Origin of the sequence: Mesorhizobium sp. M0239 (assembly GCF_040321815.1) — a bacterium.
Classification (GTDB): domain Bacteria; phylum Pseudomonadota; class Alphaproteobacteria; order Rhizobiales; family Rhizobiaceae; genus Mesorhizobium.
Window position 1 is genome coordinate 14996 of sequence record NZ_JAMYSG010000009.1, and the last position, 19945, is coordinate 34940.

A 19945-nucleotide genomic window follows, 5' to 3' on the forward strand; every position below is an offset into this window, starting at 1 on the left:
CTTCCAACCCCAAAGGTCCAGAAAACATGACCACAACGGGCCTTGCCAAGACCGGTATGATCGACTTTCGCGGCGTCAACAAATGGTTCGGCTCGCTCAACGTGCTCAAGGACATCACGCTCAGCGTCGAGCCGCGCGAAGTGGTCGTCGTCTGCGGCCCGAGCGGCTCGGGCAAAAGCACTCTGATCCGCTGCGTCAACGGCCTGGAGGCGATCAAGAACGGCGACCTCGTCGTCGACGGCCAACGCCTGGGCGACCCCGCCACCAACATGACGCAGCTGCGCACCGAGATCGGCTTCGTCTTCCAGTCGTTCAACCTCTACCCGCATAAGACGGCACTCGAGAACGTCACGCTAGCCCCCATCCATGTCCGCAAGATCCCGCGTGCCGAGGCTGAAAAAGCAGGCCGTGAATTGTTGGCCAAGGTTGGCCTCGCCGACAAGGTCAATGCCTATCCCGCACAGCTCTCCGGCGGCCAGCAGCAGCGCGTGGCGATCGCGCGTTGCCTCGGCATGCGGCCCAAGATCATGCTGTTCGACGAGCCGACCTCGGCGCTCGATCCCGAGATGATTTCCGAAGTGCTCGACGTCATGGTGGCGGTCGCCGAGGAAGGCATGACCATGATGGTGGTGACGCACGAGATGGGCTTTGCCCGCAAGGTCGCCCAGCGCGTGGTGTTCATGGACGCCGGCGCCATCGTCGAAAGCGGCACGCCGGACGAGTTCTTTTCACACCCCAAGACCGACCGCAGCCGCGCTTTCCTGAGCAAGATTCTCAGGCAGTGATGTCACGCCTTATAAGACATGCTTCTTTTTCGGTGTATCGACGAACCTCCGTTTGGGCAATGCGGGGCTTCCGTCATTGACGACATAGCGCAAACGCGCTGCAAGCCGTGCTTCCGCTTCAGGCCAATCCTTGAGACTTACCGGAAGCCGCGCGATGAGCTTCAGTTCGCGATCGTAAAGATCCACATGGACGAAAGGAATGACGACGACAACGACAATGACTTGTCCAAAGCCTGCCAACTCGGAGAGTGGGATCGTTTTGTTTCTGAAGAGACGACGGTAGATGATGTTTTCGCCTTCGATGCTCCAACGTGCGTATTGGACAGCAATCCCGGCCACCATGAGACCGACAAGGAAAACACCGATGACCACTCCGGACCAAAGCTCGGCCGGGGTCTGCGCTTCGGGATGCGTGAAAATACCATAGATCATGGCTGCCAATGCGCCCGCGGCACCCAGACAGACCAACCATCCCAACGTTCGTTTTGCTGACCCGGTCTTGAATACAAAATCATTCTGCATAAGATTCCACCTGGTTCACTGTGACCGCGGGTAGCGGGAACCCCGCGACGCATTGGATGTTGAGCCGGTCTTCCCGGCGCTCCTTAAGAGCCAGGTTTCCGTCGGCAGTACACAGCGGTAGATGCAAAAGGGATTGCGGTCGATCCCCACTCTCAGCGTTCCGGACCCTTTTGCAGACCATCATGATCGGCGCCAGGTGCCAAGTCACGCGAGATGGGTCACGAACGCTGGCAGGCCGCCCCGCCGTCTGAGCAGCACGATGGCGAGGAAGGCGATCACGCCGCTCGCGGCGACGACCACCAGCACCCACAGCGAATTGGCGACGGATGTCCGCGCCATCATGAAGGCGAGCGCGAACGGCGCGAAGGCCGAGGTGAACTGACGGGCAGCGCTCGCCCATCCGAGCCGCGCACCATAGCCCTCGCGGCCGAAGAGTTCGAGCGGCAAGGTGCCGCCGACGATGCTGGTGAGGCCGGAACCAAGGCCGAACAGCAACACGAACAGGAAAGCGCCTGGCAGCCATGGCGTCGTCAGGAGCAGTGCGCACAGCCCTGCTGTGATCAGCGATGCGGCGATGACGGCGAGGTGCGTCTGCTGCAGCCGCCCGCCAAACAGCATGTTGATCAACCGGCTGGCGACCTGCGCCGGCCCGAACAGGGTCGAGACGAAGAGGCCTGCGGTTCCGAGCCCCAGCGCCGCCGTCAGCGGCACCATGTGGATGAGGATCGCCGACAGCACGAAGCCCTCGGTGGCGAACCCCGCCAGCATGAGCAGGAAGGCGGTCCGGCCGCGCCGCGCATCGAGCCGCGTGCCCGCTTCATCGGGGGCGGACCCGCGCTCTTGCGGCATGACTGCTGCATGGCGGCGCGACAGGCGCATCAGCCACGCGTGGATCGGCAGGCATAGGCCGAGATTGAGAGCGGCGAACAAAAGATAGACCTCGCGCCATGTCAGATGCGCATGCAGCGCCGAAGTCAGCGGCCAGAACAGGGTCGAGGCGAACCCGGCGATAAGCGTCAGATGGGTGATGCTGCGCTGCGGTCGGGGAACCCCGATCTGCACGATCGCAACGAAGGCGGCGCTGTAGAGAACGAAGCTGGAGGCCAGTTCCATCGCCAGCAAGGCCACAACGAAGCTCACGCGGTCGGGCGCGACGGCGCACAGCGCCAGCGCCACGGCTGCCGCCACCGAGCCGACGGTCATGATGCGGCCGGCGCCGAAGCGGTCGGCCCACCGCCCGGCAGTCGGCGCGAACAGGCTGCCGGCAAACAGCGAGGCCGACAGCGCGCCGAACACCCAGCCTTCCGTGAGCCCGAACTCCCCAGCCATTGCCGGCGCCAGGATCGAGAAGCTGTAGTAGAGCGTGCCGTAGCCAATGATCTGGGTCAGCCCAAGCGCCCAGATCGCCTTGCGCAGGACGGATCGTTCAGGCATCGGCGCCGACCGCCATATCCTCTCGCGTCTCGGTGGCCGGCGCGGTTGCGCAGCCGCAACCCGATGCGCCGGTTGCCTTGGCGTCCGCATCCCTGACGCAGCAGGCATCGACAGCGGCCGGCGCGGGCCCGCCACAGCAGCCGGCGCTTGCCGCTACCGTCGCGACACCGACGGCGCTGCACACGCCGGTCTCCGGCAGCACCAGCCGGACCTCGCGGGCCGCGGCATGGTCTCCGGCAATGTCGGCGACCACCGAGCGGACTTGCTCGTAGCCGGTCGCCATCAGGAAGGTCGGGGCACGGCCGTAGGATTTCGAGCCGACGATGGTGAAGCCCGGTTCGGGATGGGCGAGCTCTGCAATGCCATGCGCGGGAACCGTGCCGCATGAGTGGAAGTTTGGATCGATCAGCGGCGCCAGTGCCGGCGGCGCCTCGACGGCGGGATCAAGCGCGATGCGGATTTCGCTCAGGAACGACAGGTCTGGCCTGAAGCCGGTGGTGACGACGATGCGGTCGATGGCCAGGTTGAACGGCTTGCCACCCAGGCTGGCATCGACACCAAGCCCCTTGCCCTGCGTCTTGATGCCGTTGACGGCGAAGGGCGCCAGCATGTTCAGCCTGCCATCCGCCATCGCCTGCCTGGCCGCCAGCCCAAGCGCGCCGCGTTCCGGCAACTGGTCGTTCAGCCCGCCGCCGAGCAATCTCTCGATGCTGGCGTGGCGCAGCGCCCAGAAGATTTCGGTGCCAGGCGCCGCATCCTGCAGCTCCATCAGCGCCAGCGCGACGTTGATGGCCGAGTGCCCGCCGCCGATGACCAGGATGCGCTTGCCCGCATAGTCTTCTCTCGCCTTGCCGAGCACGTCGGGAATGCCATAGGCGATGCGTGCCGACGCCTCGCCTTCGCCGGAAACCGGCAGCCCGTCGACGCCGATCGGATTTGGCCGCCACCATGTTCCGGACGCGTCGATGACGGCGCGCGCGAGAACGCGGTGTTCGCCGCCGGCATCGCGATAGCGGATGACGAAGGGCGCGTCCTTGCGGCCATCATTGGCGACCTTGTCGTGTCCCTGACGGGTGATCGCTGTGACCTCGGCGCCGAGCTTCAAATTGGCGGCGATCGCGGGAAGCCGGCCAAGCGGCGCCAGATAATCGCGCACGATCTCGCCGCCGGTCGGCAGGCCCTGGCTGTCCGGCGCCGTCCAGCCGGAGCGGTCGAGCAGCGCCCGCGCCGCCGTATCGATGTTGTATTTCCATGGCGAAAACACCCGCACATGGCCCCAATCGAGCAGCGCCGCACCCACGCTTTCGCCGCGCTCCAGGACGAGCGGAGTGATGCCGCGCTCGACCAGATGCGCCGCGGCTGCCAGCCCGACCGGGCCGGCGCCGATCATCGCGACGGGAAGGTTTGCCATCATGTCCATAGGTTCGATCCTTCCGGTATGTTCGAATTATAAGTGCAAAAAAATCAAGCCAGCGCTTTGCCGACGGCGGGCGCGCAGACGGCGTCAGCGCAGCACTCGTCGGCGAGATAGCCGATCAGCGCATTCATGCCGGGATAGTTGGCGCGGCAGATCAGCGTCGTCGCTTGCCGCTCCTGCGTGACAAGCCCGGTGTCGACCAGGCGTTTGAGGTGATGCGACAGCGTCGATGACGGAATGTCGAGCTTGCCCTGGACGCTGCCGACGGCAAGCCCGTCGTCACCGGCGCGCACCAGGATGCGATAGAGCTGAAGTCGCGTCGGATTGCCGAGTGCTTCAAGCTGGGCAGCTGCTTTTTCGAGTTTCATGGAAATAAACTACGCGGCACTTTTCGCGCCGTCAACTTAATTTCGAAAAATATGGAAATAACATCAGCCGGCGCGTTTGCCCGAGGCGCCTGTGATCACCTCGCCATCCTCCTTGGTGAACGCACCGATCTCCGGGTTGGGCAGGATGTCCAGCACCTTTTCCGACGGCCGTGCAAGGACGACGCCGAGCGGGCTGTCCACGATCGGCCGGTTGATAAGGATCGGATGTGCCAGCATGAAATCGACGATCTGCTCGTCGGACCATTTCGGGTCGGCAAGGCTGAGTTCGGCATAGGGGGTGCCCTTCTCGCGCAGCAGGTCTCGCGGTGTGATGCCCATCGCGGCGATCAGTTCGACTAGCCTTTGTCGCGACGGCGGCGTCTTCAGATATTCGATCACCTCCGGCTCCTCGCCCGACTGCCGGATGATGGCCAGCGTGTTGCGCGACGTGCCGCAATCGGGGTTGTGGTAGATGGTGATGGTCATTTCGAGGCCTTCCCAGTCGACATGGTATTCCGGACGGCGCCACCCTTCTCGTACCAGCCCTTGCTGCGGTTCACGATCCACACCACCGACAGCATGACCGGAACCTCGATGAGCACCCCGACCACGGTGGCAAGGGCCGCGCCCGAATTCAGCCCGAACAGCGCGATCGCGGCGGCCACCGCCAGCTCGAAGAAGTTCGACGCGCCGATCAGCGCCGATGGTCCAGCCACGCAGTGCCGCTCGCCGCTGAGGCGGTTGAGCAGATAGGCAAGACCGGAGTTGAAATAGACCTGGATCAGGATCGGCACTGCCAGCAGCACGATCACCAGCGGCTGCGCAATGATCTGCTCGCCCTGGAAGCCGAACAGCAGTATCAGCGTCGCCAGCAAGGCAGTCAGCGACAAGGGCTGCAGCGTGGCAAGCAGGGCATCGAGCCCGACCTGTCCCCTCGCTGCCAGCAGCCGGCCCCGAACCAGCTGCGCGACGATCACCGGCGCGACGATGTAGAGTGCGACCGACAGCATCAGCGTGCCCCATGGCACGGTGATCGTCGACAGGCCGAGCAGCAGGCCGACGATGGGCGCGAAAGCGACGATCATGATCGAGTCGTTGAGCGCCACTTGCGAAAGTGTGAAATTCGGCTCGCCGCGCGTCAGGTTCGACCAGACGAAAACCATCGCCGTGCAGGGCGCCGCAGCAAGGATGATCAGCCCGGCAATGTAGGAATCGATCTGCACGGCGGGCAGCCACGGCCGGAACAGCCAGCCGATAAAGAGCCAGCCCAGCAGCGCCATCGAAAACGGCTTCACCGCCCAGTTGATGAACAGCGTCACGCCGATGCCGCGCCAATAGGTGCTGACCCTGGCCAGCGAGGCGAAATCGACGCGCAAGAGCATCGGCACGATCATCAGCCAGATCAGCACGGCGACAGGAATGTTGACCCTGGCGATCTCGGCCGACGCGATGGCGCCGAACACGCTTGGCAGCAGATGGCCAAGTGCGATGCCCGCGACGATGCACAATGCCACCCACACCGTCAGATACTTCTCTACGAAGCCGATGCCGGGCCGCGTCGCCTCGCCCGCGTTCAGAGCGTGATCGGTCATGATGGCTTTCCTTGTTCGAACGGCGCGCGGCGGACAGTCACAAGCCCCTCAGCAGTCACAGGTCACGGCATTGATGACGGGACGGCAGAGCTCCGGCGCGCCATTGCAGCAATCTTCCATCAGATAGGCCAGCAGGTCGCGCAAGCCGGTCATGTCGGCGACATAGCGCACGGTCCTTCCGTCGCGTTCGGGACGGATCAGCCCGGCATGGGCGAGCACCTTCAGATGCGCCGACATGGTGTTCTGGACCGTGTCCAGCCTCGTTGCGATCTCGCCCGCCGGAATGCCTTCCGGACCGGCACGCACGAGCAGCCGGAAGACATCCAGCCGCGTCTCCTGGCCAAGTGCGGCCAGCGCGTTCAAAGTACCCTTCTTATCCATATATCCGAATCCTTGGATTTATGGATTCGTGATACCGACTCCCCCACGATCTGTAAAGGGTCCGCCCACCATCAGGTGACGGCCAGCACCTTTCCCGTATCGTGCTGGCGCACGAAGTCCACGCGGGCGCCGTCCCAGTGGTAGCTGTAGTGGCGGCCCTGGACTGGAATGGTAATGACATCGGGCCAGAAGATGCCGATGCAGCCGCCGCCCGGCATGCGCACGCTGTTCCACACCAGCCCGTCGCTGCCTGCTGCCCGCAGCGCCCGCCCTTCCGCCTGCGAGGCGGAATAGTCGTCCGGGTCGAGCACGCCGGGCACGGCGTTGACGTCATCTAGGTCGCGGTCGACGCTGCCGATCAGCACGCGGAAGTCAGCCGTCCAGCCCGGTCCCTCGTTGGTGGCACGCATGAATTTCTGGTGGTGGTGGATGGTCTCGGCCAGCGCGACGTCCTCGCTGTCGCCCGCATAGTAGATGCCGTAGCTGCCATCCGAGAAGCGGCCTGGCCTCAGCGTCGAGCAGTGCACGAAGGGCGCCATCACGAAGCTGGCGCCGGGGCCGGAAACCCGCCTTGCGGCCGACACCTTGCCGAGATCGCCGATCTCGAACCTTATGCGCGGGTTTGTCTTCGCCTCGACGGCGGCAAGCGCCTCCCAGTCGCGCGGGTCGGCAATGTCCTCGAAGAGGTCGATGGGCGGATGGATGGAGCGGATGATGCGGAAGGTCTGGTGCCAATGGACGCCGCGCCGGACCGCAAGCCCACTCACCATGCACCACGCTCCGCATCGAGCCATTCGCGCATCGCCGATAGATCGGAAATTTCGCCGCGCAGCATCAGGTCGAGGGCCGACTGGCCGCCGAAGGTGGCATTGGGCTTGCGTATCCAAGCATAGCCGCGCGCCGGCTCCGTGAACAGATAGCGCAGGCCCTTGTGGATGCCCATCAGGTGCGCCATGCGTGTGCGAAGATCGCGGTCGATCCTGCCGACGCCGCCTTCCTTCGCCCCAGTCTTCCAACGCGCCCAGGTCCGCGCCGACATGCCGCCGAGCAGGATGCAGGCCTCCAGGTCGGTGAGATTCCAGGCCTTGAACAGGTTGACCGTGGTGCGCGCCAGCGCGCCAGCTTCTTCATCCGAGATAGCGGCTCCGACCGTGGCCGGCGTGGTGACGATGGACTGAAGCTGCATTTTGTGCCTCGCTATTGGCAGACATATAGCATGTATTTGCCAATTGGCAAGATAAGTCCAACCGCATCTTGATGGGAAGAGGATGGCGGGACGAGGCAGGGCTTGGGTTCCTCGCCCCCACGGAAGTGGGGGAGAGGTGGCTCGGCGAAGCCGAGACGGAGCGGGGGCGGCGCGGCCTTAGGTGATTTAGAGGGAACTTGCCAGCGTCGCAGCCCCCTCTCCGACCGCTTCGCGGCCACCTCTCCCCCGCTTTGCGAGGGCGAGGAACCCAAGTCCTGAAAGTCGCCGCCAGTACCCCGCCTACTCTGCCGCCTCATACCCTGCGATGCCCTTGATCTCGAGGAAATCCTCGAGCCCGTATTCGGCATACTCGCGGCCATTGCCCGACTGCTTGTAGCCGCCGAACGGCAGGCCGGCGTCCCATTGGGGATAGTTGATGTAGACATTGCCGGTGCGCATGCGCGCCGCGACTTCGCGCGCCTTCTTCATGTCCTTGGCCTGGATGTAGGAGGCAAGGCCATAGACGGTGTCGTTGGCGGTCTCGACCACCTCGTCGACGCTGTCGTAGGGCATGATCGCCAGCACCGGCCCAAAGATCTCCTCGCGCGCGATGCGCATGTCGTGGGTGACGTCGGCGAACACCGTCGGCCTGACATAGTAGCCGCGGTTAAGCTCGGCCGGCCGGCCTGGGCCGCCCGCCACCAGCGTCGCACCTTCATCGATGCCGGCCTGGATCAGGTCCTGGATCTTGTCGAACTGAACCTGGCTGACGACCGGGCCAAGCTTGGTGCCGGCGGCGTCAGCGGGGCCGACGGTGAACTTTTCCGCCGCGGCCTTGGCATAGCCGGCCGCCTCTTCATGGCGGTCGCGCGGCACGAACATGCGCGTCGGCGCATTGCAGGACTGGCCGCTGTTGCTGAAGCAGCCGGCGACGCCCTTGCTGACGGCGCTTGCGAGGTCGACATCCCCGAACAGGATGTTGGCCGACTTGCCGCCAAGCTCCTGGTGCACGCGCTTGACCGTATCGGCGGCGGCCTTGGCCACCAGGATGCCGGCGCGGGTCGAGCCGGTGAATGACATCATGTCGATGTCGGGATGGCTGGACAGCGCCTGGCCGACGCCGGGACCGTCGCCATTGACGAGGTTGAAGACGCCCTTCGGCACGCCGGCCTCGTCCAGGATTTCGGCGAAGATGATGGCGTCGAGCGGCGCGATCTCGGAGGGCTTCAGCACCATGGTGCAGCCAGCAGCAAGCGCCGGACCGACCTTGCAGGTGATCTGGTTGAGCGGCCAGTTCCACGGCGTGATCAGCCCGACGACGCCGATCGGCTCCTTGACCACCAGATGGTTGCCCTTGACGTTGCGGAATTCGAAACTCTTCAGCACGTCGGCCATCTTCTGCAGATGCGCAAGACCGATGCCGACCTGGCTGTCCAACGCCATCTGGCGCGGCGCACCCATCTCGCGGGACACAGCGACGGCAAGATCGCCACTGCGCTTCTTGTAGACCGCGATGATGCGGTTCAGCAGGTCGAGCCGCTCACCAACCTCTGTAAAACCAAAGCTGTTGAAGGCGCGCTTGGCGGCAGCCACCGCCTTGTCGACATCGGCCTTGGAGCCTAGCGAAATCTGCGCAAAGGCGTCCTCATTCGAGGGATCTATGACGTCCAATGTGTTGGGCACAACAGGATCGACCCACGCGCCATCGATATAGAATTGCAGATTGTGTGACATGGTTTTCTCCTTGGCCGCATGGCCGCGCCGGGCCGTCATATCTGGCTGGAGATAACGATGCACAAACGCCGCTGTCAAACGCAACCCCCGAAGTCGTTGAGCCAGTGCGGCAGTGATTGAGCCAGAGCGGTTGGGCCAGCGAGTAGTGGTGAGGATGGACTACAGCAAGATATGCCCGGCCTCGACCAGAAACCGCCTCGCGGCGGCCTGATCCGTCGCTTTCACCAACAGATGGTCACCATCGAAAGTGGACACCAGGAAGATGCCCAACCCGTTTTCCGACAACGGCCTGATAACCGACAGCACGATACCGGTTTCATCGAAGGCAAACGGGCCCTCGAGTTTGAAGGCCACCCAGTCGATATCCTGCTTGACGGCATGCGGCACGCGGTCCTGCAAGCAAACGATCGAAAGCTCGTCGTCAGTCCTTGTGATGCTGACGAAGCCTGGCCCGTCCGCCCAACCGGGAATGATCTCGCCCGCCTCCAGCCGGGAAACCGCGTAAAGCCCTAGAAGTTGCTTAAGCCTGACCCTGGCAGCCATTATCGAACTCCTTCGTCAGATTGCCGGTAATCCCGCGAGCCTCTTGCTCATATAGACCGTCATGCCGCCCATGAACGGCTCTTCCCGATCGATGACATAGCCCTGCCTCTTGTAGAGCGACACATTCGCCTCGAAGGCGCCATTGGTCAGCAGGCGAAGCTCGGCACGTCCTGCTTCGATTGCCTTGCGCTCGGCCAGCTCCAGCAACAGCCGGCCAATCCCTCTCCCCTGCGCATCCGGTGCCACGCAGACATTCTCGATCCAGAGGTGATCTGCGGCCAGGATGGTTTCGATCATCCCGACAATGCCGCCATCCTCGACGGCGAGATCGAACGGATGCTCGGCAACAGCCTTGTCGTAGTCGGCGCGCATAGGCAGCGGCTCGCGGCCGATCACCGGCACCCATTTGACATAGGCGGCACGAACGATATCCCGGATCGCGATGGCGTCAGCGGGCTCGGCGGGCCGAAGCCGGATAGAAGAATTGTTGGTCATCAAAGTGCTCCAGATATGAAAAACCCCGCCGGCGGTGTCGCGGGCGGGGCTGGAAACGAACGAACCGGATCTATCCTGCCGGTCTTTGTCGTCGCGCAATCAGTCTGCCGCTCCGCCCTGTGCAGGTGCGGCGTCGCTTGGTGTTGGCGGGCGCGAGGACGAACATGGCGCCAAGCTGGAACATGATGCGTGGCGCTGTCAAGGCGGCTGCTCGATCGGTAATGTCTCATGTCATGAATCGCTGCGGGCCTTGCGATAAACGGCAATTGATCGATGGACAAAATAGGACCGGAACGCTGAACAAGGGTGCGGATGGTTGCCATCCTGAACCTGGCCTATTTCGGGATCGAGTTTGCCGTAGCCGTCTGGATCGGATCGGCATCGCTGTTCGCGGACAGCATCGATTTTCTGGAGGACGCATCCGACAATCACCGCCGCCGACGGCCCGGCTTTCGCCGTCGAGATGCAGGGACGCGGCAAGCAACAATTACTGGGCCGGTTTCTCCCTCCCCGCGCAACACAGCCTGACCGCGCCTTCGGGAATCGTTGCCCCCGGCGGCCGGTGGGCGGCGCAATGCCCGGCCGATGGAACACCCTCCATCGCCGTCGCCGATATCCACACAAATCCGGCGGACCCGGCCCGGCCTTGGCGGCGGACGGCGCGGACGGGAATCTATCAGCCGCATCTGGTGGACGACGACCAGCGGAGCAACGACCGCGGCATGTTCTAGGCGGCGCGCCGGCAGGCGATGTCGCATCTGGACTGCACCCGCAGTCGTTCTATCTTTTTGCTCGACCCAGACCAAGCACCGGAGCCATCGCCGTGACCGTTACCGACCTCTATCGAGGCTACATCGCCTGCCTCAACAATCAGGATTGGCAAAATCTGCATCGCTTCGTCCATGACGAGGTCCACTACAATGGCGACCGCGTCAGGCTGGCGGGGTACCGCGAAATGCTGGAGCGCGATTTTCGGGAGATCCCAGACCTCTATTTCGACATCCAACTGCAAATCGCCGAACCGCCGTTCATAGCCAGCCGGCTCCAGTTCAACTGCACGCCGAAGGGAACCTTCTTCGGCCTGCCCATCAACGGCCGGAAGATCTCCTTCAGTGAGAACGTCTTCTATGAATTCCGCGACGACACAATCAGGAACGTCTGGTCGGTGATCGACAAGGCGGCGATCGAAGCGCAGCTTTAATCCAGGTCGGCCAGAAGATGACGCACAGCCAATGCCCGACCGATCGTTCGTAAAAACCGATCATTATGACGAAAATAATTCGTTGGAAAGATTATTTGAGGAATGGCATTCCTCCGGCACACCCGTCCGGAGCATTGCATTGTCTTCCATTTCCCACTTCGCGAACGATATTCCGAAAAGCGCTTTTCCTGCCGATCTGACACCAGGACGGAAATCCCTCAACTGGAATGGCATCGTCCCCGGCATCGTCTTGGTCACGATGATCACTGCGGTCGCCTTCTCGGCCCGCAATGTCTCCGGCTTCGCCTTGTTCAGCCCGATGATCCTGGCCGTCGTTGCCGGCATGATCTACTCCAACGTGCTGGGCACACCGGTGCACGCCAAAGCCGGTATCGCATTCTCGCAAAGGCGCCTGTTGCGCTTCGCCATCGTGCTGCTCGGCTTCCAGCTGACGCTCGGCCAAGTCGTCTCGATCGGCGCCGGCGGCGTCGGCATTGTCGCGGCCACGCTTGGTGCCACCTTCGTTTTCACCATCACGCTCGGTCGGCTGATCGGCGTCGACGCCAAGCTGGCGCAGCTGATCGCCGCCGGCACCTCGATCTGCGGCGCCTCGGCTATCGTCGCCACCAACATCGTCACCGATGCGCGCGACGAGGACGTCACCTACGCCGTCGCCTCGATCACCTTGTTCGGCACCGTCGCCATGCTCGGCTTCCCGCTCATGGCGCCCATGCTCGGCCTCGACCAGCACGCTTTCGGCCTGTGGGCCGGCGCCTCGATCCATGAAGTGGCGCAAGTCATCGGCGCCGGCTTCCAGAACGGCACCCAGTCCGGCGAGATCGCCACCGTCGCCAAGCTGACCCGCGTCGCCATGCTGGCGCCGATGGTCGTCGCGCTCGGCCTGATGGCGCGCCGCAGGAGCAGCAGTGAGGTGGCGGCGCGGCCGCCCATGCCGTGGTTCGTCGCCGCCTTCGTCGCCATCGTGGCGCTGAACAGCCTCGTCACCGTGCCGGCCGAGGTGAAATCGGCAATGGCGCTCGCCACCACCATCATGCTGACCATGGGGCTGGCCGCCATGGGCCTGCAGGCCGACATCTCGCAGTTGCGCTCACGCGGCCTGCGCCCCTTGGCGCTCGCCTTCTCGGCCTTCCTGTTCATCGGCTGCTTCAGCCTGCTGCTGGTGAAATTCGCCTAGTCTAAACCGGGCCTAGTCCTCGAACGAACTCGACGCGGCATAGATCGCCGCCAGCGTCTCGATGCCGGCCTGGTCGGCCTTGTCGAAGCGGCCGGGCAGCGGACTGTCGAGATCGAGCACGCCGAAGACGCCTTCATCGTCCTCGAGCAGCACCACCAGTTCCGAGCGCGAGTCGGCATCGCAGGCGATGTGGCCGGGAAAATCATGCACGTCCTTGATCAGCATCGAGGTGCCGAGTTCGACCGCCGTTCCGCACACGCCCTTGCCGACGGCGATGCGCACACAGGCCGGCTTGCCCTGGAACGGCCCGAGCACCATTTCCTCGTCCGACTGCAGGAAATAGAACCCGGCCCAGTTGAGGTCCGGCACCATCTGGAAGATGAGTGCTGCGGTGTTGGCGGCGTTGGCGATCGAATCGCGCTCGCCGTCGAGCAGCGCCTTAAGCTGAGTGGCGAGGTCGCGGTAGAACGCGGCCTTGTCTGAGGTATCGATGGCCTTGGCCGCAAACATGAACGTGTCTCCGTATCGAGGATAGCGGTTCGTCCGATCGCTTCACAAAGTCCCGGCGAGCTCCGCAACCAGGACGGCCGCCTGCACAGTCTAGCGTGGATTGCGTCCCCTCCGAAAGCCGCAAGATCAGGGGTGCCTCCCGGCGCTGAGCCGGACGGCAAGGCAGCTATGCGTAAACTTTGCGATCATCTTGAGAATCATGACGGCCCCGATCGGGGCCGTCATTCACCTCTCAAACAGATCGGACAAGTCCCGGGTTTTAGTAGCCGCCCATACCGCCACCGCCGCCCGCCGGGGCAGCGTCTTTCGGCGGAACGTCGGTGATCATCGCTTCGGCGGTGATCAGAAGGGCCGCGATCGAACCGGCATCCTGCAGTGCGGTGCGCACCACTTTCGCCGGATCGACGATGCCTGCCTTGATCATGTCGACATAGACCTCGTTCTGGGCGTCAAAACCCTGATTGTGGTCCTTGCTGTCGGTGAGCTTGCCGACGACGATCGAGCCCTCGACGCCGGAATTCTCGGCGATCTGGCGGATCGGCGCTTCGAGCGCCCGCAGCACGATCGTGATGCCGGCCGTGACATCGGCATTGGCGCCGGTCAGGCCGCCAAGTACCGAGCGGGCACGCAGCAGAGCCACGCCGCCGCCGGGCACGATGCCTTCCTCGACCGCCGCGCGGGTGGCGTTCAGCGCATCGTCGATGCGGTCCTTCTTTTCCTTGACTTCCGACTCGGTGACGCCGCCGACGCGGATGACGGCTACGCCGCCGGCGAGCTTGGCCAGCCGCTCCTGCAGCTTCTCCTTGTCGTAGTCGGAGGTCGTCTCCTCGATCTGGCCCTTGATCTGGGCGACGCGCGCCTGGATCGTCGCCTTGGTGCCGGCACCGTCGATGATCGTGGTGGTGTCTTTCTCGATCAGCACACGCTTGGCGCGGCCGAGCATCTCGATGGTGACGTTTTCAAGCTTGATGCCGAGGTCCTCGGAGATCATCTGGCCTGATGTCAGCACGGCGATGTCTTCCAGCATCGCCTTGCGGCGATCGCCGAAGCCCGGCGCCTTGACGGCCGCGACCTTGAGGCCGCCGCGCAGCTTGTTGACGACCAGCGTCGCCAGAGCCTCGCCCTCGACGTCCTCGGAGATGATCAGCAGCGGCCTGCCGCTCTGCACCACCGCTTCGAGGATCGGCAGCATCGCCTGCAGATTGCCAAGCTTCTTCTCGTGGATGAGGATGTAGGGCTCTTCCAGCTCGACGCGCATCTTGTCGGCATTGGTGACGAAATAGGGCGAGAGATAGCCGCGGTCGAACTGCATGCCTTCGACGACATCGAGTTCGGTCTCTGCGGTCTTGGCTTCCTCGACGGTGATGACGCCGTCATTGCCGACCTTGTCCATCGCCTTGGCGATCATCTCGCCGACGCTGGCATCGCCATTGGCGGCGATGGTGCCGACCTGTGCGATCTCGGCCGACGACTTGACCTTCTTGGCGCGCGCCTGGATTTCCTTGACCACGGCGGAAACCGCCTGGTCGATGCCGCGCTTCAAATCCATGGGGTTCATGCCGGCGGCGACCAGCTTGGCGCCTTCGCGCAGGATCGAGGCGGCCAGCACCGTGGCGGTGGTGGTGCCGTCACCGGCGAGGTCGTTGGTCTTCGAGGCCACTTCGCGCACCATCTGGGCGCCCATGTTCTCGAACTTGTCGGCAAGCTCGATTTCCTTGGCGACGGTGACGCCGTCCTTGGTGATGCGCGGCGCGCCATAGGCCTTGTCGATGATGACGTTGCGGCCCTTGGGGCCGAGCGTGACCTTCACCGCATTGGTGAGGATCTCGACGCCGCGCAGCATGCGGTCGCGCGCATCGGTGGAGAATTTGATTTCCTTGGCAGACATGATTTTTATCCAGTTCGTTCGGAGAAAATGAGGTCAGGCAGCTTTCTTGGCGGCCACGGTCTTGTCGGTTACAGCCGTCTCGCCCTTGTCGATGATCCCGGTCTCGCTCTTGTCGATGACGCCCATGATGTCGGCTTCCTTCATGATCAGAAGGTCCTCGCCGTCGATCTTGACCTCGGTGCCCGACCATTTGCCGAACAGGATGAAGTCGCCGGCTTTGACGTCGAGCGGAACAAGCGCGCCGTTTTCGTCGCGTGCGCCAGGGCCGACGGCGATGACTTCGCCCTCCTGCGGCTTTTCCTTGGCAGTGTCGGGGATGATGATCCCGCCCTTGGATTTGATATCGCCTTCGGCGCGACGAATGACGACGCGGTCGTGGAGTGGCCGAAATTTCATGGGAACTTTCTTTCTGGGGCCGGCACAGGCGGCCACGCCCCTCCTCTATAGACGCGTTGGCACTCGATAGATAGGAGTGCCAAAAATTATTCGCGGACCACATTAAATATTCAAAAGTATTATTTCGGCTGGCCGTTTCGTGATATCCGCAGAATGTCAAATAATTCAAAAGATTGAATTTTGCCGATCGAGTGCCTATTTATCGGACAAGTTCACTTTCACGATTTCAGGCACAAGGGAGATTTCTTCGATGGCCGAAGGCAATCAGACGATCATGGAAAAAGCTGAAGCCCGCTTTGTCGACAAGCAAAAGAAGACAGCGGAGAAAAACAAGGCGACCGCCGAATATATGTCCGAGGCAAGAGCCAGGGAGATCAAGACGGCAAGGCTGAGGGAGCTTCGGTTGGCCAAGGAAGAGGCCGATCGTGTCGCCGAGGCCCTCAATCCGACGCCGAAGAAGAAGCGGGTGACCAAGAAAGCCACGGAGGCCAAGACATGAGCCTCACCTTTCCCAACCGCAGCCGCAGCTATGACGAAGCGGGCCAGCGCATTCGTTTCGTTGGCCATGACGGCATGTTTCAGATCTCGTTTTCCGTCGCTGCCGACGCCATGGCCAAGATGCGGCCGGGCACAGCTGCCGATGAAGCCGGTTATCTCCAGACATTCGACACCGAGAGCAGCGCCATCCGCGAGGTGGCGTCGAAGGCCTATGACCGCACCCGCAAGAGCATGTATGTGCTGACGGCGGCCGATTTCGGCTGAAATGGCGGCGAGTTGGCGCTGACCGCGATCAGGTCTTGCGCTCGGCCCTTTCGCGGCGTCTGACGTCGCGGACATTCATCTGCACGACCATGTCCTCGGCCTCGCGCGGCCCCATCCCGACCATCACCTTTTGCCGGACAACCGCAGGCTGGCCGGTGAAGACATCGATGATGCTCCAGCTCTGGGGAAGCTCCATGCGCAGCGTGTAGCGGTTGGCCATGGCGGTCAGCCTTGCATCGTGAAAAACACGGCGCCCAGGATCAGCACCGTCCAGGCGACGACCGACAGTTTCAGCACCATGCCGCCATGCACGGCCAGAAGCTTCCGCAGGTGCGGCACACCTGCCGACGAGACCGGTGCCGCCGCCAAGGCGACAGGGGCCTTGAGGCCAAGTTTTCCAAAGACGGGCAGCAGCGACGGTTCACGCACGAAAGGCCTCGAATGTCAGGGAAAAGCGAAGCAACTACGCTCGCACCCCTTCCATAGCACTCTTTTCGCGAGCGCCTGCATGCCAAATTCAAGACAGGATTGCTTTGACGGCCAGTCCGTACTGCCTTCGCAACACACAATCTATTCGTGGGAACTGACTGCGCCCGGGGCAGATTGGGACGCCAAATTTTGGGGGCCTCGCCTCGGGATCGAACCGAGGCTTCAGAGATTTGCCGTCTCCCGAGGGATTGTTCAGAATTTTCGGATCGAGTTTCAGAGCGTTCGCCAGCCAACCTTGCCGGGTCTCGCTTCCGGCGCAGAGTTGCGATCCTTCACGCCCCAAGCGGCAGCCCGCCCCGTCTCGACCGAGGGCCTCCAGCACTGCGACTGACGTTCTTCCCCAGAGCTACGCGCTTCCGAGGCTGCTTTTACCCCGCGTTGCATTTTGGAGGAGAGGAGCGGAGGCCAACCAACTTTTCCCCTTGAACAGCGATTCGATCTGGCTTAGCTTCTTCTGAGAAAAGGTTTTCCCAAACAATCGTCGTCGGGCTCGGCCACCTGCCGGGCCTCATCCGGCTCGGTAAGAGAAAACCTTTTCCCAACCAAGGATCTCGGCGCGATGCCATCGGACGATCTGCCTGTTCCGGTCTTTTCCAAGCCAGTCACCTTGCGTGACGTGGCCGCCCAGGCCGGAGTCAGCGTCGCCACCGCATCCAAGGCGCTCAACGGCCAGGGCCGGATGACAGCCGAGACGCGCGAACGCATTCGCGAGACCGCCCGGCGGCTTGGCTTCCGGCCCAACAGCCTGGCGCAAAGCCTGCTCCGGCGCCGCAGCTTCACCGTCGGCCTGCTCACCAACGATACCTATGGCCGCTTCTCGCTGCCGCTGATGTCGGGCATTTCGGACGCGCTGGTCGACAATGGCGTCTCGGTGTTCCTGTGCAATGTCGAGGAGGATCCGCGGCTGGGCCAGATGCATGTCGACGCCATGCTCGACAAGCGCGTGGACGGCATCATCGCCACCGGCAAGCGCATCGATCGCCATCTCCCCGTCGACCTCTCCAATCTGCGCGTCCCGGTGATCTATGCTTTCACGCAGCCAGATCCCGACGCCGTCGCTTTCGTCTCGGACGATGTTGGCGGCGCCCGGCTGGCCGTCGAGCATTTCTGCCGGCTGGGCCGCAAGCGCATCGCCCACGTCACCGGGCCGGCGAGCTTTGCCGTGGTGCACGCGCGCGTCCAGGCTTACCGCGACGTGCTCGTCGAAAACGGCCTGACGGTCAGCGAGCCGCTGCTCGGCTCCTGGTCGGAAGCCTGGGGTCACCAGGCGGTTGCGCAACTGTTTGACGGCAAAAGCGAAAGGCCGGACGCGGTCTTCTGCGGCAACGACCAGATCGCGCGCGGCGTCATCGATGCTCTGCGCGAACGCGGGCTCGACGTCCCCAGGGATGTCGGCGTCATCGGTTTCGACAATTGGGAGATCGTGGCCGAGGCGACGCGCCCGCCGCTGACCTCTGTCGACATGAACCTGGTCGCGCTCGGGCGCGAGGCCGGGTTGACCCTGCTTTCGCTGGTCGGCGGCAAGCCCGCCGCGCCAGGCATTCGAAAACTGCCGTGCCGGCTGGTGGTGCGGCAGTCATGCGGCCATCCGCCGGGTGGCTGAAAACGAAGCGCCGCGCAATCGGCGCCAAGCCGCGGCCCGCGGCCAACCTTGGAGGAGGAGAACATGAGGAACCTGATTGCCAAACTGACCCTGGCCGCTGCTGTTTTGGGTGGCGGTCTCGGCACTGCCGCCGCCGAGACGGCCAACATCTGGGTGCGCGCCGACGGCTCGAATTTCATGCCGAGGATCGTCGATGCCTACAACAAGGCGCACACCAACCAGGTCAAGCTCGACATTATTCCCAATGCCGAGATCATCCCGAAATACGGTGCCGCGGCCGCCGGCGGCACGGCGCCCGACGCGCTGTCGCTCGACCTGATCTACACGCCGTCCTTCGCCGCAGCCGGCCAATTGGAGGACATCACCGACTGGGCAAAGTCCCTGCCCTATTTTGCCAGCTTGTCGCCGGCGCATGTGAAGACCGGAACCTACAAGGATCACATTTACGGGCTGCCGTTCTCCGCCGACGCCTCGGTGCTGATCTGGAACAAGAAGCTGTTCAAGCAGGCCGGCCTCGACCCCGAAAAAGGTCCGGCCAACTGGGCCGAGATCGCGGCCGATGCCGAGAAGGTCAACGCGCTCGGCGGCAACATCAAGGGCTTCTACTTCTCCGGCAATTGCGGCGGCTGCAACATCTTCACTTTCACACCCCTGATCTGGGCGTCGGGCGGCGACATCCTGAGCGAAGACGGCTCGAAGGCGACGCTGGACAGCCCGCAGCTGCGCGGCGCCATCGATCTCTACCGCTCGATGGTCAAGAAGGATCTGGTGCCGGCGGGCGCGCAGACCGATACCGGCGCCAACTTCTTTGCGGCATTTGCCGCCGGCAATATCGGCATCTCGCCATCCGGCGCCTTCGCCATCGGCGCGCTCAACACCCAGTATCCCGATATCGATTACGGCGTCACCTTCCTGCCGGGCAAGGACAGCGGCTGGTCGTCCTTTGCCGGCGGCGACAATTTCGTCGTCACCAAGGGCACCACGAAACTGCCGGTGGTGAAGGAGTTCCTCGATTTCGCCTATTCGCTCGAGGGCCAGACCATCCTCGCCAAATACGGCAGCCTGCCGGTGCGCGGCGACATCGCCAAGGAGGCGCTGAAGGATCTCGATCCGCGCTACCAGATCGCCGCCGAGGCCATGGCCAAGGGCAAGACACCCTATTCGGTGGTGTTCAACGACCTGATCAACTCCGCCAACGGGCCGTGGACGCAGATGATCAACGAGGTCTTCTTCGGCGACGATGTCGATGGCGCCATAGCCAACGCACAAGAGACGATGCAGTCGATCATCGACCAGGCGCCGCAAAAATAAGCGGCCGCCTTCCGGCCGCCCGCCTGTCTCCCTGGGCGGGTGGCCGGCGCGTTCTTTACCCTCCCCCTTGTGGGGAGGGTCGCTGCAAAGCAGCGGGGTGGGGGTCAGCGCCAGTACCCCCCACCCGGACCTT

24 protein-coding genes and 1 pseudogene are annotated in these 19945 nt (G+C 63.4%); 8 read left to right on the plus strand and 17 right to left on the minus strand.

The features are described 5' to 3' along the window. Positions 1–26: 26 nt before the first annotated feature. Complete coding sequence (locus NKI99_RS11115; protein ID WP_352610829.1) at positions 27–785, plus strand: amino acid ABC transporter ATP-binding protein; 759 nt, start codon at positions 27–29, stop codon at positions 783–785. A gap of 9 nt (positions 786–794) precedes the next feature. On the opposite strand, the gene NKI99_RS11120 is transcribed toward NKI99_RS11115, so the two are convergent. The 12 genes from NKI99_RS11120 to NKI99_RS11175 all read right to left on the minus strand — a co-directional run bounded on the left by NKI99_RS11120 (position 795) and on the right by NKI99_RS11175 (position 10457). Next, positions 795–1307, minus strand: a complete 513-nt coding sequence (locus NKI99_RS11120; RefSeq protein WP_352551425.1) for a hypothetical protein — start codon at positions 1305–1307, stop codon at positions 795–797. A gap of 204 nt (positions 1308–1511) precedes the next feature. After that, positions 1512–2741 carry an arsenite efflux MFS transporter ArsK gene (gene arsK, locus NKI99_RS11125; protein ID WP_128305597.1) on the minus strand — a complete coding sequence of 410 codons (1230 nt, stop codon included), beginning with the start codon at positions 2739–2741 and terminating at the stop codon, positions 1512–1514. Next, entirely contained in the window at positions 2734–4155 is a 1422-nt protein-coding gene (locus tag NKI99_RS11130; protein WP_502895846.1) for an NAD(P)-binding domain-containing protein, read from the minus strand. Before NKI99_RS11130 ends, arsK begins: the two co-directional genes overlap by 8 nt. Positions 4156–4205: 50 nt before the next feature. Beyond that, a complete protein-coding gene (locus tag NKI99_RS11135; RefSeq protein ID WP_127294920.1) occupies positions 4206–4526 on the minus strand; it encodes an ArsR/SmtB family transcription factor in 321 nt (106 codons plus the stop codon). A gap of 63 nt (positions 4527–4589) precedes the next feature. After that, entirely contained in the window at positions 4590–5012 is a 423-nt protein-coding gene (gene arsC, locus NKI99_RS11140) for an arsenate reductase (glutaredoxin) (RefSeq protein ID WP_023809326.1), read from the minus strand. Then, on the minus strand, positions 5009–6118 hold the full coding sequence (gene arsB / locus NKI99_RS11145; protein ID WP_502895837.1) for an ACR3 family arsenite efflux transporter: 1110 nt from the start codon (positions 6116–6118) through the stop codon (positions 5009–5011). Before arsB ends, arsC begins: the two co-directional genes overlap by 4 nt. A gap of 48 nt (positions 6119–6166) precedes the next feature. Then, positions 6167–6499, minus strand: coding sequence for an ArsR/SmtB family transcription factor (locus NKI99_RS11150; RefSeq protein ID WP_352610831.1), 333 nt, complete (start codon positions 6497–6499; stop codon positions 6167–6169). 71 nt (positions 6500–6570) lie between these two features. Then, the gene (locus tag NKI99_RS11155) at positions 6571–7269 is read right to left on the minus strand and encodes an RES family NAD+ phosphorylase (protein ID WP_352610832.1); all 699 of its coding nucleotides are present in this window, start codon (positions 7267–7269) and stop codon (positions 6571–6573) included. Then, positions 7263–7685 carry an antitoxin Xre/MbcA/ParS toxin-binding domain-containing protein gene (locus NKI99_RS11160; RefSeq protein WP_352610833.1) on the minus strand — a complete coding sequence of 141 codons (423 nt, stop codon included), beginning with the start codon at positions 7683–7685 and terminating at the stop codon, positions 7263–7265. The genes NKI99_RS11155 and NKI99_RS11160 overlap by 7 nt, the downstream gene beginning before the upstream one ends. 300 nt (positions 7686–7985) lie before the next feature. Next, complete coding sequence (locus tag NKI99_RS11165; RefSeq protein ID WP_352610834.1) at positions 7986–9419, minus strand: aldehyde dehydrogenase family protein; 1434 nt, start codon at positions 9417–9419, stop codon at positions 7986–7988. Positions 9420–9578: 159 nt separating this feature from the next. Beyond that, complete coding sequence (locus NKI99_RS11170; RefSeq protein ID WP_023809332.1) at positions 9579–9962, minus strand: ACT domain-containing protein; 384 nt, start codon at positions 9960–9962, stop codon at positions 9579–9581. A 15-nt stretch (positions 9963–9977) separates the two neighbouring features. After that, positions 9978–10457, minus strand: a complete 480-nt coding sequence (locus NKI99_RS11175) for a GNAT family N-acetyltransferase (protein WP_352610835.1) — start codon at positions 10455–10457, stop codon at positions 9978–9980. 312 nt (positions 10458–10769) lie between these two features. Here NKI99_RS11175 and NKI99_RS11180 point away from each other — a divergent pair. The 3 genes and pseudogenes from NKI99_RS11180 to NKI99_RS11190 form a co-directional block, all read left to right on the plus strand. Then, positions 10770–10886 (plus strand): annotated as a pseudogene (locus NKI99_RS11180) (cation transporter); the annotation flags it as partial. A 394-nt stretch (positions 10887–11280) separates the two neighbouring features. After that, positions 11281–11658 carry an ester cyclase gene (locus NKI99_RS11185; protein ID WP_352610836.1) on the plus strand — a complete coding sequence of 126 codons (378 nt, stop codon included), beginning with the start codon at positions 11281–11283 and terminating at the stop codon, positions 11656–11658. A gap of 139 nt (positions 11659–11797) precedes the next feature. Beyond that, positions 11798–12853 carry a YeiH family protein gene (locus tag NKI99_RS11190; RefSeq protein WP_128305589.1) on the plus strand — a complete coding sequence of 352 codons (1056 nt, stop codon included), beginning with the start codon at positions 11798–11800 and terminating at the stop codon, positions 12851–12853. Between the two features lie 12 nt (positions 12854–12865). Here NKI99_RS11190 and msrC read toward each other — a convergent pair whose 3' ends face one another. From msrC to NKI99_RS11205, 3 genes are all read right to left on the minus strand, one after another. Continuing rightward, positions 12866–13363 carry a free L-methionine (R)-S-oxide reductase MsrC gene (msrC, locus tag NKI99_RS11195; RefSeq protein WP_127271638.1) on the minus strand — a complete coding sequence of 166 codons (498 nt, stop codon included), beginning with the start codon at positions 13361–13363 and terminating at the stop codon, positions 12866–12868. Between the two features lie 259 nt (positions 13364–13622). Next, positions 13623–15251: a chaperonin GroEL gene (groL, locus tag NKI99_RS11200; protein WP_128305588.1), complete on the minus strand. Its 1629-nt coding sequence runs from the start codon at positions 15249–15251 to the stop codon at positions 13623–13625. A 33-nt stretch (positions 15252–15284) separates the two neighbouring features. Then, entirely contained in the window at positions 15285–15647 is a 363-nt protein-coding gene (locus NKI99_RS11205) for a co-chaperone GroES (RefSeq protein WP_128305587.1), read from the minus strand. Between the two features lie 250 nt (positions 15648–15897). Between NKI99_RS11205 and NKI99_RS11210 the strand changes: the two genes are divergently transcribed. Continuing rightward, the gene (locus tag NKI99_RS11210) at positions 15898–16146 is read left to right on the plus strand and encodes a hypothetical protein (RefSeq protein WP_023760015.1); all 249 of its coding nucleotides are present in this window, start codon (positions 15898–15900) and stop codon (positions 16144–16146) included. After that, positions 16143–16409, plus strand: coding sequence for a DUF1488 family protein (locus NKI99_RS11215; RefSeq protein WP_023809341.1), 267 nt, complete (start codon positions 16143–16145; stop codon positions 16407–16409). Before NKI99_RS11210 ends, NKI99_RS11215 begins: the two co-directional genes overlap by 4 nt. Before the next feature lie 28 nt (positions 16410–16437). Here the strand turns inward: NKI99_RS11215 and NKI99_RS11220 are convergent, their stop codons facing one another. Both NKI99_RS11220 and NKI99_RS11225 read right to left on the minus strand, forming a co-directional pair. Continuing rightward, positions 16438–16629 (minus strand): hypothetical protein, encoded by a 192-nt coding sequence (locus NKI99_RS11220; protein WP_023809342.1) that lies wholly within the window; start codon positions 16627–16629, stop codon positions 16438–16440. 5 nt (positions 16630–16634) lie between these two features. Next, the gene (locus NKI99_RS11225; protein ID WP_023809343.1) at positions 16635–16838 is read right to left on the minus strand and encodes a hypothetical protein; all 204 of its coding nucleotides are present in this window, start codon (positions 16836–16838) and stop codon (positions 16635–16637) included. A 619-nt stretch (positions 16839–17457) separates the two neighbouring features. Between NKI99_RS11225 and NKI99_RS11230 the strand changes: the two genes are divergently transcribed. Both NKI99_RS11230 and NKI99_RS11235 read left to right on the plus strand, forming a co-directional pair. Beyond that, positions 17458–18501, plus strand: a complete 1044-nt coding sequence (locus NKI99_RS11230) for a LacI family DNA-binding transcriptional regulator (protein ID WP_352610837.1) — start codon at positions 17458–17460, stop codon at positions 18499–18501. 63 nt (positions 18502–18564) lie between these two features. Then, the gene (locus NKI99_RS11235) at positions 18565–19812 is read left to right on the plus strand and encodes an ABC transporter substrate-binding protein (RefSeq protein WP_128305584.1); all 1248 of its coding nucleotides are present in this window, start codon (positions 18565–18567) and stop codon (positions 19810–19812) included. Positions 19813–19945 lie beyond the last annotated feature (133 nt).